20 protein-coding genes and 1 pseudogene are annotated in these 22,882 nt (G+C 43.6%); 10 read left to right on the top strand and 11 right to left on the bottom strand.

All coding sequences use genetic code 11. The features are described from left to right. Positions 1–14: 14 nt before the first annotated feature. Positions 15–455, bottom strand: coding sequence for a nitric oxide-sensing transcriptional repressor NsrR (nsrR, locus tag WA325_RS16765; RefSeq protein ID WP_010333538.1), 441 nt, complete (start codon positions 453–455; stop codon positions 15–17). 112 nt (positions 456–567) lie between these two features. After that, positions 568–2,100, bottom strand: coding sequence for a mechanosensitive ion channel (locus WA325_RS16760; RefSeq protein WP_442895287.1), 1,533 nt, complete (start codon positions 2,098–2,100; stop codon positions 568–570). Between the two features lie 166 nt (positions 2,101–2,266). On the opposite strand from WA325_RS16760, the gene spoVR reads away from it, so the two are divergent. Next, positions 2,267–3,673, top strand: coding sequence for a stage V sporulation protein SpoVR (spoVR, locus tag WA325_RS16755; RefSeq protein WP_024120723.1), 1,407 nt, complete (start codon positions 2,267–2,269; stop codon positions 3,671–3,673). A gap of 30 nt (positions 3,674–3,703) precedes the next feature. Here spoVR and WA325_RS16750 read toward each other — a convergent pair whose 3' ends face one another. Further along, a complete protein-coding gene (locus WA325_RS16750; protein WP_336183967.1) occupies positions 3,704–5,080 on the bottom strand; it encodes an alkaline phosphatase in 1,377 nt (458 codons plus the stop codon). 538 nt (positions 5,081–5,618) lie between these two features. On the opposite strand from WA325_RS16750, the gene WA325_RS16745 reads away from it, so the two are divergent. After that, positions 5,619–6,620: a C40 family peptidase gene (locus WA325_RS16745; protein ID WP_024120725.1), complete on the top strand. Its 1,002-nt coding sequence runs from the start codon at positions 5,619–5,621 to the stop codon at positions 6,618–6,620. Between the two features lie 68 nt (positions 6,621–6,688). On the opposite strand, the gene citR is transcribed toward WA325_RS16745, so the two are convergent. Beyond that, positions 6,689–7,564 carry a transcriptional regulator CitR gene (gene citR / locus WA325_RS16740; RefSeq protein WP_105955278.1) on the bottom strand — a complete coding sequence of 292 codons (876 nt, stop codon included), beginning with the start codon at positions 7,562–7,564 and terminating at the stop codon, positions 6,689–6,691. 108 nt (positions 7,565–7,672) lie between these two features. On the opposite strand from citR, the gene citA reads away from it, so the two are divergent. From citA to WA325_RS16720, 4 genes are all read left to right on the top strand, one after another. Continuing rightward, positions 7,673–8,773, top strand: coding sequence for a citrate synthase CitA (citA, locus tag WA325_RS16735; RefSeq protein WP_024120727.1), 1,101 nt, complete (start codon positions 7,673–7,675; stop codon positions 8,771–8,773). Positions 8,774–8,845: 72 nt separating this feature from the next. Next, a complete protein-coding gene (locus WA325_RS16730; protein ID WP_336183966.1) occupies positions 8,846–9,715 on the top strand; it encodes an SDR family oxidoreductase in 870 nt (289 codons plus the stop codon). A 248-nt stretch (positions 9,716–9,963) separates the two neighbouring features. After that, positions 9,964–11,361 carry a branched-chain amino acid transporter BcaP gene (bcaP, locus tag WA325_RS16725; RefSeq protein WP_101860899.1) on the top strand — a complete coding sequence of 466 codons (1,398 nt, stop codon included), beginning with the start codon at positions 9,964–9,966 and terminating at the stop codon, positions 11,359–11,361. Between the two features lie 117 nt (positions 11,362–11,478). Continuing rightward, positions 11,479–12,834: a sodium-dependent transporter gene (locus WA325_RS16720; protein ID WP_059352610.1), complete on the top strand. Its 1,356-nt coding sequence runs from the start codon at positions 11,479–11,481 to the stop codon at positions 12,832–12,834. A 37-nt stretch (positions 12,835–12,871) separates the two neighbouring features. Here the strand turns inward: WA325_RS16720 and pdxR are convergent, their stop codons facing one another. After that, entirely contained in the window at positions 12,872–14,278 is a 1,407-nt protein-coding gene (gene pdxR / locus WA325_RS16715) for a MocR-like pyridoxine biosynthesis transcription factor PdxR (RefSeq protein WP_248338461.1), read from the bottom strand. A gap of 109 nt (positions 14,279–14,387) precedes the next feature. Between pdxR and WA325_RS16710 the strand changes: the two genes are divergently transcribed. Further along, positions 14,388–14,819 (top strand): GNAT family N-acetyltransferase, encoded by a 432-nt coding sequence (locus tag WA325_RS16710; protein ID WP_248338459.1) that lies wholly within the window; start codon positions 14,388–14,390, stop codon positions 14,817–14,819. A 30-nt stretch (positions 14,820–14,849) separates the two neighbouring features. Here WA325_RS16710 and WA325_RS16705 read toward each other — a convergent pair whose 3' ends face one another. From WA325_RS16705 to sigM, 3 genes are read right to left on the bottom strand one after another with little or no spacing between them, the layout of a single operon-like run. Then, entirely contained in the window at positions 14,850–15,140 is a 291-nt protein-coding gene (locus WA325_RS16705; RefSeq protein ID WP_024120733.1) for a hypothetical protein, read from the bottom strand. Further along, a complete protein-coding gene (locus WA325_RS16700; RefSeq protein ID WP_103672370.1) occupies positions 15,128–16,204 on the bottom strand; it encodes an anti-sigma factor in 1,077 nt (358 codons plus the stop codon). The genes WA325_RS16705 and WA325_RS16700 overlap by 13 nt, the downstream gene beginning before the upstream one ends. Then, positions 16,194–16,685, bottom strand: coding sequence for an RNA polymerase sigma factor SigM (gene sigM, locus WA325_RS16695; protein WP_024120735.1), 492 nt, complete (start codon positions 16,683–16,685; stop codon positions 16,194–16,196). Before sigM ends, WA325_RS16700 begins: the two co-directional genes overlap by 11 nt. Positions 16,686–16,881: 196 nt before the next feature. Between sigM and WA325_RS16690 the strand changes: the two are divergent. From WA325_RS16690 to WA325_RS16680, 3 genes and pseudogenes are all read left to right on the top strand, one after another. Continuing rightward, a pseudogene (locus WA325_RS16690) lies at positions 16,882–17,877 on the top strand (aldo/keto reductase). 135 nt (positions 17,878–18,012) lie between these two features. Beyond that, positions 18,013–18,612: a 1-acylglycerol-3-phosphate O-acyltransferase gene (locus WA325_RS16685; protein ID WP_024120737.1), complete on the top strand. Its 600-nt coding sequence runs from the start codon at positions 18,013–18,015 to the stop codon at positions 18,610–18,612. Between the two features lie 101 nt (positions 18,613–18,713). Continuing rightward, positions 18,714–19,841, top strand: a complete 1,128-nt coding sequence (locus WA325_RS16680; RefSeq protein ID WP_336183965.1) for an NAD(P)/FAD-dependent oxidoreductase — start codon at positions 18,714–18,716, stop codon at positions 19,839–19,841. A gap of 24 nt (positions 19,842–19,865) precedes the next feature. Here the strand turns inward: WA325_RS16680 and WA325_RS16675 are convergent, their stop codons facing one another. The 3 genes from WA325_RS16675 to WA325_RS16665 all read right to left on the bottom strand — a co-directional run bounded on the left by WA325_RS16675 (position 19,866) and on the right by WA325_RS16665 (position 22,765). Beyond that, the gene (locus tag WA325_RS16675) at positions 19,866–20,765 is read right to left on the bottom strand and encodes an NAD-dependent epimerase/dehydratase family protein (protein ID WP_202852714.1); all 900 of its coding nucleotides are present in this window, start codon (positions 20,763–20,765) and stop codon (positions 19,866–19,868) included. Between the two features lie 175 nt (positions 20,766–20,940). Further along, the gene (locus WA325_RS16670; protein WP_024120740.1) at positions 20,941–22,275 is read right to left on the bottom strand and encodes a hemolysin family protein; all 1,335 of its coding nucleotides are present in this window, start codon (positions 22,273–22,275) and stop codon (positions 20,941–20,943) included. Between the two features lie 58 nt (positions 22,276–22,333). Beyond that, on the bottom strand, positions 22,334–22,765 hold the full coding sequence (locus WA325_RS16665) for a MerR family transcriptional regulator (RefSeq protein WP_024120741.1): 432 nt from the start codon (positions 22,763–22,765) through the stop codon (positions 22,334–22,336). Positions 22,766–22,882: the final 117 nt, after the last annotated feature.

Raw genomic sequence — 22,882 nt, 5'->3', positions numbered from 1 at the left:
GAAGGAATCATCAACTATTCCTTCATTTTCAAAAGCTGCATAATTTCCTCTTTGTTTTTGACAAGGTCTCGCAGCGTATATTTGTTTAAAACGGCAAGATAGGCCATAAGCGCTTCATTAAGCACGTGTTTTAAGCCGCACACTGGAGAAATAATGCAGAGATTTCTATTCGCATCAAAACATTCAACAATATTAAAATCGTCTTCTGTTTTTCTGACGACCTCTCCGATATTAATGTCTTCAGGATCCATGCCTAAACGTATGCCGCCGCCCCGTCCGCGTATCGTTTCTACATATCCGAGCTGACCGAGCCTGTATATGACTTTCATGAGATGATTTTTTGAAATAGAATACGTTTCGGCGATCTGTTTTATATTTGAAAGTTCTCCGGGACGTTCTGCAGCAAGAAAAATCAAAACTCGTAATGAATAATCTGTATAATTTGTTAACTTCATATTAAGACCTCGGAATAAGACATTTTCTATATCTTATCATAATCTATTATAAAATGAAAAAAAAGGAATTTCCCTAAAAAAGCGTGCACCCTGATGGGCACACGCTTTTTTTTTAATTCATGTCATTGGAAGGATTTTGTTTTGAACGGTTTTTTGTATCAACCTCGGTGTTTTGAATTTTGCGTTCGAATTTAGAAAGATAACGTGAAGCAAAATCCTTTCCGCCAAGACCGAATGATAAACCGAATGCAAGTGCGAATCCGCCAAGCACGATGATAAATGCGGAATTGACAATTGTGTCAGCGACTCCGAGCTGATCTAGTGCCATAAAGAAAGCCAGTGCGATGATTGTATACTTTGCAATCGCAGCTAAAGATTTGAACTCCTGACCTTTGATCATGCTGGCCAGTACCTTGCGCACCAATTCTCCGGCGTAAAGGCCGATTCCGAGGATAAATACTGCGACAAGGACATTCGGCAGATACGCAATGATGCCTCCTGCGATCTCAACGAGTAAATGCAGCTGAACAATTTGCAGCGCCTCGGCTGTAAACAGCAGGATCACAATGATTTGCGCAATCATACCGACAACTTGGGAGAGTGACAGCTTTGCGGATGCGCCAGGTTCTACGCCCATTTTTCCTAATAAAGAATCAAAGCCTGCACGGCGGAGCAGTCCGGACACCATTGTGTTTACCCATTTTCCGGCCCATATACCGGCTAAAATCAGTACGATGGCGATAATGATATTCGGAAGCATGTTTAAGATGGTATTGAGCATAGAGACGGCTGGCTGAGAAATGCCGGCGACATCAAGACGATCAAGCGCTGAAATGACAACCGGAATTAAAATCAGCACATAAGCAATGGTTCCGATGACAGCTGAAAGGCTTGTATCCTTTAAGTAAATGGATAATCCCATACGAGCAGCGAATCTTTCTGTACCGATGCTTGCTAGGAAATTCGTGATGATGTCACGGACCAGGCGGGCGATGAGCCAGCCGATTAAAACGATCAGCGCGGCAGCGAATAATTTCGGCAGAAAAGCGAGTACGCTTTCCATCATATTGGTAAACGGGCCTGAAATTCCGCTGATATTCAGTGAAGATAAGACGCCCGGCAAGAATATGAGCAGCACGAGATAAAAGACAATTTGTGAAGCGGCGTTAACTGCCTGGTGAATATCTTTCCCTTCAGATACCAAGTTCCATTTGCGCAGTTTTTCGCTCGTGTTCAGCTTCATCCCGATTTTTTTGACAAGAAAGCTTAACACAGAAGCTGCCGCCCAGCCTAACAGCAGAATCAATCCGGCCTTCAGCACGCTCGGAACAGCTGCTGCAATAGCAGAAAGCATGCTGACAAAAGGCGAAGCCACTGTTGTCAGGTGCAAAATGTTAAAGAATAAAATAAAGACGATAATCAAAGCGATAAAATAAACGACCTTGCTTACGATTTTTTCCGATGAATAGCGTGACGGCTTTTTCTCAGCAAAGATCTTGTCGTCGATTTTTGTTTTTCTGAGCCCTTTGTACACCACTTTTTCAATGATTTTGGCGATAGCCCATCCGATTAATAAGACAAGCAAAGCAATGATGAGGTTTGGCAATTTACTGAGATAAGAAGAAAACATGTCTGCTGCATTCAATTGGTATCGCTCCTTTTTTTCGTAATATGGTCTGTTTTTACCCACTGACACATTTGGCAAACAGGCCAATGTGCAGGGCAAGTTTTTTTCAGGCGGAAATGTGACTTATCATCTTTTATCAGGCGGGCTCATACATTATAGATAAGTCCAAGTAGGGGGGATTCGGTTGAACGCGGAGGAGAAAAAGGGATTACAGCGGGCAATTGAGGAAATTACCGAAGTTGCAAAAGGATTCGGCCTTGATTTCTATCCGATGAGATATGAAATCTGCCCGGCTGAAATTATTTATACATTCGGCGCGTACGGGATGCCGACAAGATTCAGCCACTGGAGCTTCGGGAAACAGTTTCATAAAATGAAACTGCATTATGACCTTGGATTAAGCAAAATTTATGAGCTTGTCATTAACTCAGACCCATGCTACGCCTTTTTGCTGGACAGCAATTCACTGATTCAAAATAAATTGATTGTCGCCCATGTTCTCGCCCACTGTGACTTTTTCAAAAACAACTGCCGCTTCCAAAATACGAAGCGTGACATGGTGGAAAGCATGGCGGCAACGGCGGAGCGGATTAAGTATTATGAACGGATTCACGGAATAAAGGAAGTGGAGGCCTTTTTAGACGCGATCCTTTCAATCCAGGAGCATATCGATCCGTCTTTGGTGCGTCCGAAGCTCCAGTGGAGTGTGGATGATGAGGAAGAAGAATTTGAGGAAATGGCTACGCCGTACGATGATCTATGGAATTTAGATGGAAAGAAACCGAGAAAACAACTGAAAAAATCAAAAAAACCTTTCCCGCCGCGACCCGAGAAAGATATTCTGCTTTTTATTGAAGAGCATTCAAGGGAACTTGAGCCGTGGCAGCGTGATATTTTGACGATGATGAGAGAAGAAATGCTTTATTTTTGGCCTCAGCTGGAAACAAAAATTATGAATGAAGGATGGGCTTCATACTGGCATCAAAGAATTATCCGGGAGCTTGATTTAACCTCTGATGAAGCGATAGAGTTTGCTAAGCTGAATGCCGGGGTTGTCCAGCCGTCAAAAACGGGAATCAACCCTTATTATTTGGGACTGAAGATTTTTGAAGATATTGAGGAACGGTATAACAATCCGACTGAGGAAATGAAGAAAATGGGCGTCAAGCCGAACTCAGGCCGGGAGAAAATGTTTGAGGTCAGAGAGATTGAATCAGATATCTCATTCATCCGCAATTATTTAACAAAAGATTTAGTGATGCGCGAGGATCTTTACCTGTTCCAAAAGCAGGGCAGAGACTACAAAATCGTTGATAAAGAATGGGAGGCTGTCCGCGACCAGCTTGTGAGCATGCGGGTAAACGGAGGATTTCCATATTTGACAGTAAACGAAGGCGATTACCTGAAAAATAACGAGCTCTTAATTAAGCATTGGTATGAGGGCATAGAACTGGATTTGAAATACTTGGAGAAAGTGCTTCCTTATTTATACCAGCTGTGGGGAAGAAGCGTGCATATCGAATCTGTGCTGGAGGATAAGCAAGTGATGTTTTCGTATGACGGAAAAGGGGTTCACCGCAGGTATTTATAAGAAAAAAGGATGCAGTGTTCTGCATCCTTTTTATTTTCCTGTTTTCAAAATGTTAAATATGTTTTTTGCCTGGTCGGTATTGTTGATCAGTCCGCTGAATTTCTCTTTTCCGGGGCCGTACGCGTATACCGGTACTTCTTCACCGGTATGATCGGTACTGGTCCAGCCGCTGTTAGAGCGGGTGTTGAAAATCTTGATGATGGCTTTGTAGGCGCCTTTGCTTTTGTCAGCCTGTGAAGCGGCTTCAATACTTTTCATTTCTTCACGTGTGAAATCCAGATCTGTATAGCGGGCGAGCACATCTTTGACCGGTTTGCCTTCGCTGATTTTTTTGGCCATAAACTCAGGTGTTTTTTTCGCGGCCAAAATCGGCTCCGCATGCCAATTTTTTTCGCCGTTTGCACCGATGGTAAATCCGCCTGTTGTATGATCAGCAGCTGCTATCACAAGTGTGTGTTTATCTTTTTTCGCAAATTCAATAGCGGCTTTATAGGCCTGTTCAAAATCCTTAATCTCGCTCATGGCTCCGACAGTATCATTGTCATGAGCGGCCCAGTCAATTTGGCTGCCTTCGACCATCAAGAAAAATCCTTTTTTATTTTGATTCAGCCGGTCAATTGCTGAAACAGTCATATCTTTCAGGGATGGGGTTTTGCTGTCGCGGTCGAGCGCTTTATCAAGCCCACCGTCTGCAAAAAGCCCGAGCACCTGCTGATCTTTATTTTTCTTCAGCGCTTGTTTTGTTGTCACATAGCTGTAGCCCGCTTGTTTAAATTCTTTCGTTAAATTTCTGTCCTTGCGGGTAAAGTAGGATTTTCCGCCGCCAAGCAAAACGTCAATTTTTTGTTTGCCTTTTATTTTATCATCCATATAGCTGTTGGCGATTTGGTTCATATTTTTCCGCGATTCATTGTGAGCGCCGTATGCTGCGGGTGTGGCGTGGTTAATTTCAGAAGTTGCGACAAGCCCTGTTGACTTGCCTTGCTGTTTGGCTTCTTCGAGTATTGATTTTACTTTTTTTCCGTTTTTATCGACGCCAATTGCATTGTTATATGTCTTAACGCCTGTCGCTAATGCGGTTCCGGCGGCTGCTGAATCTGTAATATTATAGTCAGGGTCATCCGGGTGCGTCATCATCATGCCTGTCAGGTTCCGGTCAAATTCAGTTAACTTCGGGTTGTTCGGTGTTTCACCGTTATTTTTCATGGAACGGTAGGCGTTTATGTATGATGCTCCCATGCCGTCCCCAACCATCACAATGACATTTCTGATCTCATCTTTGTTTTGTTTTTTGGCGCTTGCTTTTTCGGTCTGCTGCAGCTCTGCACCGGCGAATATACCGGCTGTAAGCACGGAAACAGCTGCGACTGGCAGCAATTTTGATTTCATTTTTTGAAACAGACTCATTTTTTTGCAGGCCTCCTTTAATTTATTCTGCTTATTACGATAGGGAATGTTTGTTAAGTGCGGCTGTTGATCCTGTAAACATTAGGTAAAGGATTGTGATGAATATAATTGTCTGTGTCCGTTATCTTGCCTTTCTTTCATCAAAGCATTCATTTTTCCGGAAAAATCTTTACCTCATGGTTTATGCGTGATATGGTTGTTTAAATAAAAAAACTGCGGATGCCCGCAGTTTTTATCGAAACCTATAAGTTCCACATTCTTACGCTATGTCATAAATCCCCAAAACCTTCTTCAATTATTTCCTAAATGTTGATAAACCGCCCAAAAAACATGACAAAAGCACTCGTTTTTTGTCACCTTTGAAATGAAAATGAAATATTTAATACCCTTAAAAACTTTTTTTGAAAACGAATAATTAAGAAATTTGTCACGTGAAGTCAAGACTATTTCTGTTGGGAATCCATCCTTATAATAGAAAACAAGATGATTAATTAAAAAAAAGAGATAATAATAGATATACATATTTAGGGAGGAAAACATGAAAAAGCAAATCATTACAGCTACAACAGCAGTAGTTTTAGGATCGACCTTATTTGCAGGAGCGGCATCTGCACAAAGCGTCAAGGTGAAAAAAGGCGACACATTATGGGATCTTTCAAAAAAATACGGCACCACAATAAGTAAAATTAAATCAGAAAACAAGCTTCATTCTGATATTATTTACGCAGGACAGACTTTATCCATTAACGGTAAATCGGCAGCATCAGGTTCAAAAAGCAGTTCATCTTCTTCTACATACAAAGTAGTGAGCGGCGACAGTCTTTGGAAGATTTCGAAAAAATACGGCATGACGATCAATGAACTGAAAAAACTGAACGGCTTAAAATCAGATCTTCTGCGTATCGGACAAGTTCTGAAAGTAAAGGGCTCAAGCAGTTCAAGCAGCTCCGGCTCATCAAGCGTGTCTACGTCTGCAACTTCTACATACAAAGTAGTAAGCGGCGACAGTCTATCTAAAATCGCGAAAAAATACGGCACAACGGTTAGCAAAATAAAGAGTCTCAACGGCTTAAAATCAGATTTAATCTATGTCGGACAAGTATTGAAGGTGAAAGGAACAAGTTCAAAACCTGTCACTTCCTCTAAGCCTTCATCTAGTTCAAGCAGCAAAGTATCATCTACATCACTTAACGTAAGCAAACTGGTTTCTGATGCAAAAGCGCTAACTGGAACGCCGTACAAATGGGGCGGAACAACAACTTCCGGTTTTGACTGCAGCGGATTCATTTGGTACGTATTAAACAAACAAACAAGTGTGGCAAGAACGAGCACTGCGGGATACTGGAGTTCCATGAAGAGCATTGCCAGCCCGTCTGTCGGTGATTTCGTATTCTTTACAACATATAAATCCGGCCCTTCTCATATGGGGATTTACATTGGAAACAACAGTTTCGTTCATGCAGGATCTGACGGTGTACAAATCAGCAGCCTGAACAACAGCTACTGGAAGCCTCGCTACCTCGGTGCGAAAAGATTCTAATTTTGCGAAGTAACCCGTTCATAGAACGGGTTTTTTCATTAGACGGAGCATCTTCGTTTTGGTTACATCTAAAAATGAAAATGTGATAAAAAGTCCAAAAACTTTTTTTCCTTCTTATTTTCATAAAGGGCGATCGCATAAGCACCGGCATAGGGCAGCTGCACAGAATGGTAAGGGATTCTGATCATCTGTTTTTCCTCTAATTCGCGCTTTACTGTAGATAAGGGGAGGAATGAAACGCCAAGTCCTTCTTTTATAAACCGTTTCGTTATATGGGTTTGTGTGACTTTCATTGTTCTCACAAATGGAAAAGTCACTCTGACTTGACGGAGTAAGTCGTCCCAGTAGTCAGGATGATTGTGGGTCAAAAGCAGGTATTGCTCAAGCACCTCTTTGGCATCAATTTCTTCGTCTGATGTGAAACGCTGATCAGGAGGCGCAACGAGGACGACAGGGTCCTTATATAAACAGTGGCATGTTAAAGAAGAAGACTGGACTTTTAAACAGCTCAGTCCGATATCCGCCTCGCCGGCTTTAATCAGAGACGAGATTTCTGCCGATTCAAAAATTTTCACTGCAATTTCTGTTTCGATATTCATTGAAGTGTATCGTTTCATAACAGATGGAAGCACGGTATCGGCAATAAGCGGCGAAACCGCGAGCTGTAAGGTTTGAGAGTAGCCTTGTCTCACTCTGTGGAGCTCTGCCATGCTGTTTTCATAGTCATCAAGCAGCCTCAGAGCGAATGGCAAATAAGCCCTGCCTTCATCGGTTAACTGAATCTGCCTGCCTTTTCGCTCGAACAGCTTGCAGCTGATTTCTTTTTCTAATTGCTTGATATGAACGGTTACAGTGGGCTGAGATAAAAAAAGCGTTTCTGCTGTTTTTCTGAAGTTTTCATATTTCGCTGCGGTCACAAAGGTGTGAAGCCATTTGAAATCCATTTCCATTCTCCCTCTGATTAAGATTTTTAATTAATTCCCTTTAAAATATTCAATATTTTTTAAATATTATATTTACTATAATAACAGAAAAGGATAGGGGGAATACAAATGGTACATTACGGATTAAAGGGAATTACATGTGTGGACACATCAATCAGTCATATTGACGGCGAAAAAGGCCGGCTTATCTACAGAGGACATCATGCAAAAGACATCGCGCTGCATCACAGCTTTGAAGAAGCCGCTTACTTGATTTTATTTGGAAAACTGCCGGCATCAGATGAATTACAGACATTTGAAAAAAAGCTGATTGCGGAGCGAAACCTGCCTGACCGCATCGGGCGTTTGATTCAGTCGCTGCCAAACAACATGGACGACATGTCGGTACTGAGAACGGTTGTTTCAGCATTAGGGGAAAATACGTACACGTTTTATCCAAAAATAGAAGAAGCGATTCGGCTGATTGCCATCACGCCGTCCATTATCGCTTACAGAAAACGCTGGGTGCGCGGCGAGCAAGCCATTGAGCCATCTTCCCAGTACGGACATGTCGAAAACTATTATTATATGCTCACAGGTGAACAGCCTTCAGAAGCAAAAAAGAAAGCGCTTGAAACATATATGATTCTGGCCATGGAACACGGCATGAACGCATCAACTTTCTCGGCACGGGTCACTTTGTCTACAGAGAGTGATTTGGTATCGGCCATTACCGCGGCGCTTGGCACGATGAAAGGCCCGCTTCATGGAGGGGCTCCATCTGCTGTGACGAAAATGCTTGAAGACATTGGAGAAAAAGCGAATGCTGCAGCGTATTTGACAGCAAAGCTTGAAAAAGGAGAACGCCTGATGGGATTTGGGCACCGTGTGTATAAGACGAAAGATCCGCGGGCAGAAGCTTTGAGACAGAAAGCTGAGGAGGTTGCAGGAGATGACCGTGATTTGGATCTGGCGCTGCATGTAGAGGCAGAGGCGATTCGTTTGCTGGACATCTACAAACCGGGCCGCAAGCTGTACACAAACGTTGAATTTTATGCAGCTGCTGTCATGAAAGCGATTGATTTTGATGATGAATTGTTTACACCGACGTTTTCAGCAAGCCGAATGGTAGGCTGGTGCGCACACGTGCTGGAACAAGCAGAAAACAACATGATTTTCCGCCCGTCAGCTAAATATACAGGGGCTATTCCTGAAGAAGTACTTTTATAAACATATGTTGCGGTTTATTCGCTGCTGTGATGTGGTAAACGATCAGTATTATCATGTCTAGGAGTGATCAATATGAACCCAATGGACAGACAAACAGAAGGACAAGAACCGCAGCGGCAGGACCGGCAGCCGGGTATTGAGTCCGAAATGAATCCTCTTCCTTTATCAGAGGACCGTGATTATAAAGGAAGCGGAAAACTGAAAGGAAAAGTCGCGATCATTACAGGAGGCGACAGCGGAATCGGTAGAGCGGCAGCAATCGCGTACGCAAAAGAAGGGGCGGACGTCTCCATTCTTTATCTGGACGAACATTCTGACGCGGAGGAAACGCGAAAACAGATTGAACAGGAAAACGTCCGCTGCCTGCTGATTCCGGGTGACGTCGGAGATGAGAAGCATTGTGAACAGGCTGTACAGCAAACCGTAGACCATTTTGGGAAGCTGGATATTTTGGTTAACAACGCAGCTGAACAGCACCCGCAGGACAGTATTCTTGATATTTCAACAGAACAGCTTGAAAAAACCTTCCGCACGAACATTTTTTCAATGTTTCATATGACAAAGAAAGCTTTGCCTCACTTGAAAGAAGGGGGCGCAATCATTAATACGACCTCGATTACCGCTTATGAAGGGGATACCGCATTAATTGATTATTCCAGTACAAAGGGTGCAATTGTCTCCTTTACACGATCAATGAGCAAATCTCTTGCTGATAAAGGCATCAGAGTGAATGCGGTGGCGCCCGGTCCGATTTGGACACCGCTGATTCCGGCGACATTTCCGGAAGAAAAAGTGAAGCAGCATGGACTTGATACACCGATGGGCAGACCGGGACAGCCGGTTGAGCATGCGGGGGCGTACGTCTTGCTCGCATCTGATGAATCTTCCTATATGACGGGACAGACGATTCATGTAAATGGCGGCCGTTTTATTTCAACATAATGCACAAAAAACCAGCAAATCTGCTGGTTTTTTTGTGCATGAAAATATGTTACTGCAGAAATTTGTCGAATTTTTTAAAAATTTAGTTTTCATTTTTGGATTTTTATATATAATATTGAGTAGGAGAAAGGAATGATTCATCACCAGTACAAATATAGTAGAAAAAAAGAAAAACGGCCATTACCGCTCATGAATTCAGAAAATTCAAATAAAATATAAAGAAAACATCAGCTAGGAGTTGAAGGGGAATGAAAGGAAGCGTATTTAGGAAGAAAAGCATACAAGATTTAATCGCTGCAACAAATGGGGAAAAATCCTTAAAAAGAGAATTAGGGGCGTTTGACTTAACATTGCTTGGGATTGGGGCCATTATTGGTACTGGGATTTTTGTACTGACGGGGACAGGGGCAGTAACTGCCGGACCCGGACTGACCATTTCATTTGTTGTCGCAGCGCTGGCTTGTTTATTCGCTGCATTGTCTTATGCTGAATTTGCCTCAAGTGTGCCTGTCTCAGGTTCCGTGTACACATTTACTTATGCTACAATGGGAGAACTTTTGGCCTTCATTATCGGGTGGGATTTAATTTTAGAGTATATGCTGGCGGTAAGTGCCGTTTCAGTCGGGTGGTCCGGGTATTTTCAATCATTTTTGTCCGGGCTTGGCATTCATCTCCCGGTTGCCTTAACGGCTGCTCCGGGGGCTGTAAAAGGAACATTTACCATTTTTAATCTGCCTGCGTTTGTCATTGTTCTTGCGATAACGTATTTGCTTTATTTAGGCATCAGAGAATCTAAAAGAGTCAACAACATTATGGTGATTTTAAAAGTGCTGGTCGTTCTCTTATTTATTGCGGTGGCAGCTGTTTACGTGAAGCCGGATAACTGGCAGCCGTTTATGCCAATGGGCTTTGGCGGCGTATTCAGCGCAGCGGCGCTCGTTTTCTTTGCTTTTATCGGATTTGACGCTGTATCCTCTGCTGCGGAAGAGACGAAAAACCCTGGGAAGGATCTGCCGAAAGGAATTATTTTCTCGTTATTGGCTTGTACGATTTTATATGTTACTGTATCGGCTATCATGACAGGGGTTGTTCCGTTTGCCCAGTTTGCAGGCGTCGATCATCCGGTTTCTCTCGTTCTTCAAAGCGCGGGACAAAACTGGGTGGCAGGCATTATCGATATCGGCGCGGTTTTGGGAATGACAACGGTTATGCTTGTGATGCTTTATGGACAGACACGCGTTATGTTTGCTATGTCTCGTGACGGCCTGGTTCCGGGCTCGCTTTCTAAGGTTCATCCGAAGCATAAAACACCTTATGTTGCGACTTGGTTTTTCGGCATTATGTCGGCGCTTCTCGGTTCACTTGTTCCGCTTGATGAGCTTGCCAAGCTGGTAAACATCGGTACGCTGTCAGCGTTTGTGCTGATTTCTGTGGCGGTTATCGTATTGAGAAAGAAACAGCCTGATCTCCCGAGAGCTTTTAAATGCCCGGGGGTTCCGGTTATCCCGGGCTTAGCAATTCTTTTCTGCCTGTTCTTAATTTTTAATCTTGGATGGGTGACGATTGTCCGCTTCCTTGTGTGGCTGTTAATTGGCATGGCGATCTATTTCTTATATTCAAGAAAGCATTCAAAATTAAATCAATAACTCTCAAAGAAGAGAGCGGCTGACACTGGCCGCTCTCTTTTCTATTCTCATCAAATGAATATATAGAAATAAGCATGAAAATAAGAGATAATATAGGCTGGAAAGGAAGTGACATCATTGTCTGAGCAAAAACCAGTCCAATGGGCTTCAAAAATCGGTTTCGTCATGGCTGCCGCTGGATCAGCCATCGGCTTAGGCGCGATTTGGAAGTTCCCTTATGTAGCGGGGACGAATGGAGGAGGCGCCTTTTTCCTTATTTTTGTGCTATTTACCATTCTCTTGGGCTATCCGCTTTTAGTGGGAGAATTTATCTTTGGAAGACGGAACCAAACGAATGCCATTGATGCATATAAAAAAGAAGCGCCGCGAACAGCTTGGTTTCTCACAGGATGGGTCGGCGTAGCGGCTTGTTTCTTAGTTTTATCGTTTTACAGTGTTATCGGAGGATGGATTTTACTATATATAGTGAAAACAGCATCAGGTTCACTGTCCGGACTCACCCAGGAACAGTACGGTGCACTTTTTGGTTCTGTTATTCAAAATCCCGTGCAGACGCTCGCGGCTCAGCTTATCTTTATGGTGCTGACTGTGCTGGTTGTCGCAAGAGGGGTTCAAAAAGGGATTGAACGGGTAAGCGCGGTGATGATGCCGATTTTGTTTATTTTGTTTGTCCTGCTTGTTCTTCGGTCGCTCACGCTGGATCATGCGATTGAAGGCGTGAAATTTTTGCTTGTGCCTCATTTCGGCGATTTGACGCCGGAGTCTGTTTTATTTGCGCTGGGACAGGCTTTCTTTACGTTAACACTGGGGGTTTCGGTCATGGTGACTTACAGCTCCTATCTGCCGAAAACGCAAAATATCCCGCGGTCTGCAGCCTCCATTGTCGTCATGAATATCATTGTGACACTTTTGGCAGGCCTGGCTATTTTTCCTGCGGTTTTCTCCTTCGGATTGGAGCCGAATGAAGGTCCGACTTTGCTGTTTACAGTGCTTCCGGCCGTTTTTGAACAGCTTCCGTTCGGCATCCTGTTTTTCATCGGCTTTCTTGTCGCATTTTTATTTGCCGCACTGACCTCTGCCTTTTCAATGGTGGAAATGATTGTAGCCATTATCGGCAAAGGCGATGAAACAAAGAGAAAAAAACTGTCATGGACAAGCGGGTTTTTAATCTTCTTAGTCGGTATCCCATCTTGCTTATCTTATGGCATGCTGAGCGATGTGCGCATATTTGATAAGACGTTTTTTGACGTTGTCGATTTTACTGTCAGCAATGTTCTGCTGCCATTAGGCGCCCTGTTAATTTCTATTTTTATTCCGCTGAAAATATCGAAACAGGAGCTGTGGGCAGAAATGAGACAAGGATCGCATCCCGGAAAAGCATTCTTTTATATATGGTTTTATTTGCTCCGTTTCGTTGTGCCGCTGGCTATTATTATTGTGTTCTTAAATTTAATCGGGATTATATCCTTTTAGAAAAACAGGCTCCGCTGGGGGCCTGTTTTTTTGTTTTTTATGATTTCATCAGCGGCTCCCATGCTGTTTTCAGCTTTTTGATACCGAGCCGGATGTCCTCTTCAGAAAGCCCTCCATAACCGATTAAGACAGAAACAAACGGCGGCTGGCTTTTGTACGATGGAGATACCGGATAGACATTCACTCTGTTTTTGGCAGCAGCTTTTATCGCTTCATCCTCACTGGCTGAAAACATGAGCCGGAGCAGGATGTGAAGCCCCGAGTTTTTTCCGAGAACCTCAACACTGTCTCCCAGTTCAGTTCGTATCGCTTCCAGCAGAACAGCATGTTTTTTTCGATACAAGGATCTCATCCTGTTCAAATGCTTTTGCCATTCGCCGTTTTCAATGAAATCTGCCAATGCCAATTGATTATGGGAAGAGACCGCCTGTTTCATCAAATGCGCATTTTTTCTTACGGGTTCAATAAGTGCAGCAGGAAGAATCATATAGCTGATCCGCAAAGAAGGGAGCAATGATTTTGAAAAAGTGCCGAGGTAAATCACCCTGCCATTCGGGTCAAGGCCTTGCAGAGATGGAATGGGCTGCCCGCTGTAGCGGAATTCTCCATCATAATCATCCTCAATAATAAATGAGTTTGCCTCTTTTGCCCAAGATAACAGCTCTTGTCTTCGGGCGATCGTCATTATGCTCCCGAGCGGGAATTGATGCGAGGGAGTCGTATAGACAAGATGCGGGCTCTCGTGTGTAAGGCTAGCCGGCAAGACTCCTTCTTCATCAGTGCAAATGGGGATCACGTTCATGTGATTGGCCTCAAACATTCGTCTTGAACGGTGAAATCCCGGTTCTTCAAAACCGACTTTTGTTCCCGGCTGAAGCGTAAGGCAAAGAATTTGCAGAAGGACAGTAGTGCCTGCTCCGATAATAATCTGGCTGGGGCCACAATTGACACCGCGTGACAGTCTGACAAATCGGGCTATCATTTCTCTGAGTGCAGGTTCTCCTTGAGGATCGCCTGAGGTGTGAAATTGTTCAGAATACAGATCGAGACTTTTCACTATGCTTTTTCGCCAAGCGTTAAAGGGAAAGTGGACCGGATCTACATTTCCTTGGTGAAAGTTAATAACAGGTTCTATCTCCTTATGAGTGACCGATTGAGGAGGCGGTTGATATGATACTGGAGCAGCCGGAAACTCAGGTTCAATTTCTGCCGCAAACCAGCCGATTTTAGGCTTGCTTTTGACATATCCTTCAGCGGTTAATTGCTCGTAGGCGCGTTCTACCGTTGCCGTGCTGACACCGAGCAAGCCGGAGAGCCTGCGTTTTGACGGAAGCCTCATTCCCTTGGTGATTCTGGCATGTGTCATTTCTTGTTTGAAATAGGTGTAAAGCTGTTCATACAGCGGTGTTTTGCTTGTTTTATCCAGAAACGGCGTGATATCCATTTTATCTCTCCTTTGCATCTGGCGTGGTCATTTTTTCAGGTTTTGGCTATTTGGTGAATGCCATAAATCGGATATCATCATTGTAACGAATGGAGAGGGGATTGATAAGATGCTTCATATCAAACAATTAACGACGAGAGAAGAGTGGATGGAAGCTTATCCGGTGATGCACGAATTAAGAACAGAGCTGGATGAAGAGACGTATTTACATAGGCTGGAGCGCTGTGTCCAAAAAGAGTCGTATGTGCTGTTTGCCTTATATGAGGATAAAGCAATCAGGGCGCTGTGCGGCGCACTGCCAAGGGTCTCGCTTCATAAAGGAGAGTACGTATGGATAGCGGATCTTGTCACAAGCGGGTCTCACAGATCTAAAGGGTACGGCAAACTTCTTTTGGATTATGCGGCAAACTGGGCGAAAGATGCGGGCTATCCTCTTGTCAGTCTTTCATCAGGCCTTCAGCGCAAAGACGCCCACAGATTTTATACGGATAAAATGGGATTTACGATTGAAAGCTATTTATTCAGAAAACAATTGTATTAAAAAAAGACGCCGTTTCAGGCGTCTTTTCTGCTAAAAGCCAAACTGTAAGTTGGTATCCACAGATACGATGGTATACACACAGATAATTACAAAGAGATTAAGTACAACGCCGAGCAGGCCAGGACCCGTGCGTCCTCTTTTGATGAAAAGCTCGATAACGCCAAACGGAACGGCGGCCATGGCAAACGGCAGCATTTGATAAGAATAAGAGGTTACATTGCTGATAATCGCCAAATTAAGCAAGAGCAAAGACAGAATTGCTGTTCCGACAGATATCCAGCCAAATACATTATGTTCTTTAAAAATTCTTACCAATTCCATAATTCCACCTCGCCGACATTTGCCGATTTTACTGATTTGTTTTTCAGCATGCGCTGGATTTCCTTGGTCGGACCTGTAACGACTGAGCCGTATACATTAACACCATTTTTCTCTACATAATCCAAGCGGGAATCCACTTTTAAATCTTTTCGTTTTGAGATGACCTGCGCCCATTTCTCGTGCTTCGATATGTAAGTTAAAGCATCGATAAATTGGTCGCCGTTTGACTTGCCTTTTGTATTAAGCGCAGTCAGGAACTTTGAATCTTTCCCTGGGTAGCCAAGCGGCTCTGCGTAAGGGGTATCCTTTGTATTGTTCTCTGTTTCAACCGCGTTCCACAAAAAGCTTACATCATAGCCGCTGAATTTTTGATACACTTCTTTTGTCGGATATGCCCGGTCATAAGAAAGGTAGACCTCGGAAACAGTCCCTTCAGGCAAAGTTTTTAATGTTTTTTCTGCTTTTGCGGTTGTTTGTTCAGACCCGCTTGATGGGTGTGTAAAGTAATGGCCGGCTTTATGGATTTCTAAGTCATAGTAGTTGACGACCGGCGCTTTCACTCTGTCATAAAACATTTCCACCCGTTCATTCCCCACGGCGGCCGTTTTCGTGCCAATCTGTTTTTGCAGCGGGAATTCTGTATTCATGCCAAACAGCTTCACCTGGCTCTTCAGTCCAGAAGTATCGACAAGAACATTTGGCATAGTCAGGGCTACAGTGACTGCGGCAGTTTCCATAAATTCATTGCCGGTGCTGTGTTTTCCTCCCATTCCGTAATAGAGGTAGCTTCCCAGCGTACATAGCGGCAAAATCATTAATGTCGAAATGACGGCAAGCGCGGAAATACGCAAATAAGACTTCCGTTTGCCGTAGGCCAGAATGGCTTTTTGTTTTTCAGGACTGATGTCGACATCCCAATCATGATCGTCTGGCAGCTCACTATCAATCAGTTCCTGATACACTTCCAGCTTCTCAAGTTCCTCTTCAAACGCGGTCATTTCCTGATCGCTCATTTCACCGTTTTTATATTGATCAAAACGCTTTTTAAATTCTTCATTCATCATTAACACCTCTATTATAAAGTGCTTTCAGCCGCTGTCTGGCACGAAACAAAACACTTTTAAAATTCGCCTCTGAAATATTCATAATATGGGATGCTTCTTTGTAATTTAATTCTTTTAAATAATATAGTGTTAACGCCTCCCGATAGTTATCGGGGAGCTCGGACATATAACCAGTCAGCACTTCCTTTATCTCTACCTGATGGGCAGGGCTCTGAACAGCAGTTTGAAAGAGACTTCCAATCAAATCATCGGAAATGGTTACTTCTTTCTTATGCTTTCTGACGTAATCAATGAAGGCGTTCCGCGCCACTTGAAAAAGCCAGGGCTTTACTTTGCTGTGATCATAGGAGTGAATGTGTATGTATGCCCGCATAAAGGTTTCCTGCAGCAAGTCTTCGGCAAGATGCTTGTCTTTTGTCATGGAGAGCAGGAACCTGTAAACATCATTCATGTACATTTGGTAAATTTCATCGATCGTCACTGCCTTTTCTCCCCTCTATGTTATACACGCATAAGAAAGGTTTAAAGTTGCACATTACATGCAAACGGCTTTTTAATACGTAATCAAACACCATTACTCTATAGTACCGAAAATTTGTCCTGAAAGATAGTGGTGAGAAATGTTTAACATTTTTTCCATCAGGGAAACCATAGTGAAAAAGTGAAGGAGTGGCACAATGGAATATACCAGTATCTCAGACACAGGAATAAAAGCCTCCCGAATTGGACTCGGCACATGGGCGATCGGCGGAACCATGTGGGGAGGCACTGATGAAAAAACATCGATCGAAACCATCCGCGCCGCTCTTGATAAGGGGATCACACTGATTGACACCGCGCCGGCATATGGATTCGGGCAGTCCGAAGAAATTGTCGGGAAGGCGATCAAGCAGCATGGGGCAAGAGATCAGGTTGTTCTTGCCACTAAAACGGCGCTGGATTGGAAAAACAATCAGCTGTTCCGCCATGCTAACAGAGCGAGAATCATACAGGAGGTCGAGGATTCCCTGCAACGGCTTCAGACGGATTATATCGATTTATATTAGGTGCACTGGCCAGATCCGCTTGTCCCGATAGAGGAAACCGCAGAAGTGATGAAGGAATTATATGATGCCGGGAAAATCCGCGCGATCGGCGTCAGTAATTTTTCGGTTGAACAAATGGATACGTTTCGGGCTGTTGCTCCGCTTCATACAATCCAGCCTCCTTACAATCTGTTTGAAAGGGAAATTGAAGAGAATGTGCTCCCGTATGCGAAAGACAAGCAGATGACAACACTATTGTACGGCAGTTTATGCAGAGGGCTGTTAACAGGAAAAATGACAGAAGATCATTCGTTTGAGGGAGACGATCTCCGAAATCACGATCCGAAATTCCAGAAGCCAAGATTTAAAGAGTATCTTTCTGCTGTCAATCAATTAGATGAGCTGGCGAAGACACGGTATGGAAAATCAGCGATTCATCTGGCCGTCAGATGGATTTTAGACCAGCCTGGAGCGGGAATCGCTCTTTGGGGGGCTAGAAAACCTGAGCAAATAGAAGCGGTATCAGAAATTACTGGCTGGACGCTGAGCAGTGAAGATAAAAAAGACATCAATACTATATTGGAACATACGATATCAAACCCGGTCGGACCGGAATTTATGGCGCCTCCGACAAGAGAGGGCATTTAACAAAAAGCTGAGGATGATTCCTCAGCTTTTTGACGTTAAGAAAAGAGAAATCTTAAAAATTAGTACCAGGTAATAAAAAATGTTGTTATAATAAGTAACAGAAAGAATCATTGATTACGACAAAGGAAGTGCGATATGTATAAGTTTTGTGCAAATGCTTTAAAAGTTATTCTTTCTCTTCGCGGAGGAGTGAAGGTGTATAACAAAGAAAACCTTCCGGCCGATTCAGGTTTTGTCATCGCGTGTACACACTCTGGCTGGGTTGATGTGATCACACTCGGAGTCGGGATTCTTCCTTATCAAATACACTACATGGCGAAAAAAGAGCTTTTTCAAAATAAATGGATCGGTTCGTTTCTGAAGAAAATTCATGCCTTTCCGGTAGACCGGGAAAATCCCGGCCCAAGCAGCATTAAAACGCCGATTAAGCTGCTGAAAGAAGGAGAAATTGTCGGAATCTTCCCAAGCGGAACAAGAACCTCTGAGGATGTGCCTTTAAAAAGAGGCGCAGTGACAATTGCGCAAATGGGGAAAGCGCCCCTTGTTCCGGCCGCTTATAAAGGACCTTCAAGCGGAAAGGCGTTGTTCAAAAAAGGAAAAATGAAGCTGATTATCGGCAAACCTTTGCAGCAGGCCGATTTTGCCCATCTTCCGTCTAAGGAAAGGCTGGCGGCTATGACAGAGGCTTTGAATAACAGCATTAAAGAGCTTGAAAAGAAGCTGGAACAACTTTAATTCATCGGTCATTGCATTCACCCATTTCCCGATTGTTTATAATTTCCTGGGCCATTAGCTATACTAAATGAGGTATTGATCATTGGGAAAGGTTACGGATCATGAAAAAAATGATAATCGTCGGGGCTGGAATTTTGGGGGCATCAACAGCATATCAGCTAGCCAAAATGGGTGCAGAGGTTCTTGTTATAGATCGGAAAGATAAGGGCCAGGCCACCCATGCAGCGAAAGGCATTATCTGTCCATGGATGTCTCCTCGCCGTGATCAGGCTTGGTACCGGCTGGCAAAGGACGGAGCGCGCTTTTATCCTCGGTTCATAGAAGAACTTAGAAAAGAAGGCGAGACGGACATTGGTTATGCTCAAGTCGGTGCTCTCAGTATTCATCACGATAAAGAAAAGATAGAAAAGATCGAAAAACGTGTGCGGGAGCGTAAACAAGCTGCCGCGGAAATTGGTGAGATTACCTTTCTTCATGAAAACCAAACCGCTGATTTGTTTCCTCTGCTGGCTGAACGGTACCATTCTGTTCATATAAGCGGAGCCGCCCGCGTGGATGGAGAAGTGCTGCGAGATACATTATTGAGATCTGCTCAAAGAAACGGCGCAGTCATTTTAAAAGGCGATGCTGCACTTCGACATCATTCGAATCGTGTCACAGGCGTAACTGTCGGTAATGAAATCTATTCTTCTGACGAGGTTATTGTTTGTGCCGGTGTTTGGGCAGACCAATTGTTAGCGCCTTTGGGAATTCACTTCAAAGTAAGTGTGCAAAAAGCGCAAATTGTGTATGTGCAGGTGCCGAATGTAAATCATATCGACAGCTGGCCTGCAGTGATGCCGCCTTCCAAAGAATATCTTTTAGCTTATCATGACAATAGAATAGCCATCGGTGCGACACGTGAAGATGAGATAGGCGGACGTGATGTACGGATAACGGCTGGCGGGCTGCAGGAACTTCTGAGCAAAGGATTAGAAATGGCTCCCGGCTTAGCGAACAGCACCTTTCAAGAGGCAAGAGTCGGCTTACGCCCCTTTACACCAGGCGATGTGCCGGTGATCGGATCTCTTCCCGGCTGGAAAGGGATCATAGTGGCAAACGGTCTTGGGTCGTCTGGTTTAACAATGGGCCCCTATATGGGGGAGCAGTTGGCGAAGCTGGCCCTCAAAATGGATTTGGATATCAATTTAGATGATTATGATATAAAAAAAGCAGCAGGAGTCCGGTGATCACCTGCTGCTTTTTTGTGATGTTTATATTTTTGATAATGATAGCTGATCCTCTGGCAGTGCTTTAAGAGAGCCGTCATTATTTAATACAGAACGCCATGTATAACGCGGTTCATAGCCAAGGACCTTTTTGGCTTTATCGATTGCCATCAGCGTTTCAAATCCTTTTATATCTCTCTTTAAAGATACATCGGGGAAAAATCGTTTTACTAAGTCTTCACTCGATTCTTTCATGATGGTATCGGGTGCAGTAATATGGAAGACGTCATTTCCGAGATTGTTTTTTTCGAGTGCTAGAAGGCAAGCATGTGCAGCATCCCTGACATCACAATACGCCCATGCGTTTTTCTTTTGAATATCCTTTTGCTGCTCATTCCAGTGCATGCCTGGGATTTTTTCGTACTCATCAGGCTCATATATATTCGCAAAGCGGAGAGTGACAATTTGTGTATTGATCAGCTTTGAATACATATCTGAGAGGATTTCGGTCAGCCGTTTTGCCATCGCATAAGATGACTTTACGATCGTTGGATGTTCCTCGTCTACGGGAAGGTAACTGAGCTCGTCCGGCACAAATGGATATCCCAGCACCGTTTCACTTGAAGCCCACACAAGCTTACGGATTTTAAAATCTTTACAGGCTTCCAGGATATTAAAATTAACAAGCATATTATTTTCAAATATCGCCTGGGATGTATTCCTGACATCTGTAGGGATATTCCCAAGGTGAATCACAGCGTCACAGCCCATCATTAGCTGACATACCTGACCGTAATCCCGCAAATCAGCTTGAATAAATTTTTTCGATGCGGATTCTTCTTTTAATACTCTGTCTGATGCTGTCACATCATGGCCGGCCTCCAATATTGTTCTTACAGCCCAGCGTCCGATTTTACCTGCTGCTCCAGTTACGACAACTTTCATGTTTTCGCTCCTTTTCGATAATAATGCAGAGATGTTCGTTTTCTCGCAGTTGCACCTTTTTAGAGTTCCCGCGGATGACCGATTTATTAGCAGCAGTTTTCAGAAGAGAGGTATGTCACGTCAAAAACGAACCAGAATAAAAAAAGACACCCCAATAAAGGGTGTCTTTTTCAAATTATGCTTCTTTCGACTCTCCAACTTCTATCAGCTCTTCTGCTGCGAGCTTTTTCACTTCAATATAAGCGACGTGGTGGCCGTCAATTTCATTAATAATAAATTCACAGCCTTCTTCGATAATTGAATCGTTCTTTTCAACATCGTATTTCTGAGTAAGGAACCAGCCGCCGATCGTATCGACTTCTTCATTCTCTAAATGAATGCCGAGCAGGTCGTTCACTTGGTCGATCAAGACTTTACCGTCCAGCATGTAATGGCCTTCGCCGATTTTGCGGATTTCGCTGATTTCATCAATATCAAACTCATCGCGGATTTCGCCAACGATTTCTTCAATAATGTCCTCTACCGTCACCAGTCCGGCAGTTCCGCCGTATTCATCTGACAGGATTGCCATGTGGACTCTTTCTTTTTGCATTTTGACAAGCAAATCATGGATCGGCGCAGATTCAATCACATGAATGATCGGATTCACGAATTGAGAGATGGTGGAATCAACAGAAACCTCGCCGCTGATGCAGGCGGTCAGCACTTCTTTAATATTAATAACCCCGATAATATTATCTTTATCGCCCTCTTCTACTGGGTAGCGGGTATATTTTTCAATTTGAATGATTTCCATCATTTCAGAAATCTTAATATCGTGCGGAAGGCTGACAATCTCGGTCCGCGGGATCATAATTTCTTTCGCGAGCCTGTCGTCAAATTCAAAGATTTTATTCACATATTTAAACTCTGACTGGTTAATTTCACCGCTTTTATAGCTTTCCGACAGAATGATTCTTAGCTCTTCTTCAGAGTGAGCCAATTCGTTTTCTGATACGGTCTCCAGGCCAAAAGCTTTTGTCAATAACCGTGCGGAATTGTTCAAAAGCCAGATGAACGGGAACATGATGCGGTAAAACCAAATCAGCGGTTTCGCAAACAGCATAGACACTGCTTCCGCCTTTTGGATGGCAACTGTCTTAGGTGCAAGTTCTCCGACAACAACGTGCAGGAACGTGATAATGGCATACGCCAAAATAAACGATATGATATGTGAAAGGGAACTTGGTACGTCCAATTGTACGAAAAGCGGATGAACAAGCCTTTCAATCGTTGATTCCCCTAAAACCCCTAATCCAATGGAAGTCAATGTAATTCCAAGCTGACACGCAGACAGATACTCATCAAGATGCGTGGTCACTCTTTTTGCGGCAATTGCTGCTTTATTTCCTTCCGCGATCAGCTGATCAATCCGTGAGCCTCTGATTCTGATAATGGCAAACTCAGATGCTACGAAAAACGCCGTCAGGGCGATTAAAACAGCGACTAAAATCAAATTCACTATGTCCAATTAGAACCTTCACTCTACAATGAGAATGAAGGTAACACCTCCTGTTAGTAAAATGGTTTTAACTTAACAGCAGCATAAATGATTGGAACACGGCGAGCTTTTCGGGTGTAAGTTTGCTTTTTAGCTTGTCACGCTCCTCAGGCTCCAGCCGTTCAAACCGATGCAAGATTCCGGAGATGTTTTGATTCATATAATCAATTTCAGATGCCAGATTTCCAATTTCATCATGATCTATGGCTGAAGAGGGAAACTGGTTCTCCAGTCGATCTTTAATATCGGACAGGGCCAATCGCTGCTGCTTGCAATCTACAATAAATATGAGTCGTTTAAGTGCGTTTTCATCGTAGTAACGATAATTTGAACAGGATCTGGCCGGCGTCAGCAGACCAAGATTCGTATAATAATCAACTGTTCGTTTCGTTACTCCGGCAAGTGCCGCTAGTTCACTGATACGATAAGTCTCAGCCCCATCTAAATCCCTCCCAACCATCACGTTATAGTTATGAGAATAGTTTAATATATGAAGGGTGCCTTACACAAGTTTATTGTTTTTTTGAGATGCCGGATATGGAAATTGTGGCATCCGAATTCTGATTGAAGTAACATA

It is taken from the genome of Bacillus sp. 205(2023), from assembly GCF_037027485.1.
Lineage (GTDB): Bacteria > Bacillota > Bacilli > Bacillales > Bacillaceae > Bacillus > Bacillus halotolerans.
Note: the sequence above shows the minus strand (reverse complement) of the source record. Positions and strands in the feature narration are given on the sequence as shown.

What these genes read in the sequence shown, in the direction of transcription:
- WA325_RS16705 (WP_024120733.1), bottom strand. Translation starts at nt 15,140, where the DNA reads ATGGAATTGGTAAGAATTTTTAAAGAACATAATGTATTTGGCTGGATA.
- citR (WP_105955278.1), bottom strand. Translation starts at nt 7,564, where the DNA reads ATGGATTTCAAATGGCTTCACACCTTTGTGACCGCAGCGAAATATGAA.
- citA (WP_024120727.1), top strand. Translation starts at nt 7,673, where the DNA reads ATGGTACATTACGGATTAAAGGGAATTACATGTGTGGACACATCAATC.
- WA325_RS16745 (WP_024120725.1), top strand. Translation starts at nt 5,619, where the DNA reads ATGAAAAAGCAAATCATTACAGCTACAACAGCAGTAGTTTTAGGATCG.
- WA325_RS16675 (WP_202852714.1), bottom strand. Translation starts at nt 20,765, where the DNA reads ATGAAAGTTGTCGTAACTGGAGCAGCAGGTAAAATCGGACGCTGGGCT.
- WA325_RS16680 (WP_336183965.1), top strand. Translation starts at nt 18,714, where the DNA reads ATGAAAAAAATGATAATCGTCGGGGCTGGAATTTTGGGGGCATCAACA.
- WA325_RS16730 (WP_336183966.1), top strand. Translation starts at nt 8,846, where the DNA reads ATGAACCCAATGGACAGACAAACAGAAGGACAAGAACCGCAGCGGCAG.
- WA325_RS16750 (WP_336183967.1), bottom strand. Translation starts at nt 5,080, where the DNA reads ATGAGTCTGTTTCAAAAAATGAAATCAAAATTGCTGCCAGTCGCAGCT.
- WA325_RS16700 (WP_103672370.1), bottom strand. Translation starts at nt 16,204, where the DNA reads ATGATGAATGAAGAATTTAAAAAGCGTTTTGATCAATATAAAAACGGT.
- WA325_RS16665 (WP_024120741.1), bottom strand. Translation starts at nt 22,765, where the DNA reads ATGGTTGGGAGGGATTTAGATGGGGCTGAGACTTATCGTATCAGTGAA.
- WA325_RS16710 (WP_248338459.1), top strand. Translation starts at nt 14,388, where the DNA reads ATGCTTCATATCAAACAATTAACGACGAGAGAAGAGTGGATGGAAGCT.
- pdxR (WP_248338461.1), bottom strand. Translation starts at nt 14,278, where the DNA reads ATGGATATCACGCCGTTTCTGGATAAAACAAGCAAAACACCGCTGTAT.
- WA325_RS16685 (WP_024120737.1), top strand. Translation starts at nt 18,013, where the DNA reads ATGTATAAGTTTTGTGCAAATGCTTTAAAAGTTATTCTTTCTCTTCGC.
- nsrR (WP_010333538.1), bottom strand. Translation starts at nt 455, where the DNA reads ATGAAGTTAACAAATTATACAGATTATTCATTACGAGTTTTGATTTTT.
- bcaP (WP_101860899.1), top strand. Translation starts at nt 9,964, where the DNA reads ATGAAAGGAAGCGTATTTAGGAAGAAAAGCATACAAGATTTAATCGCT.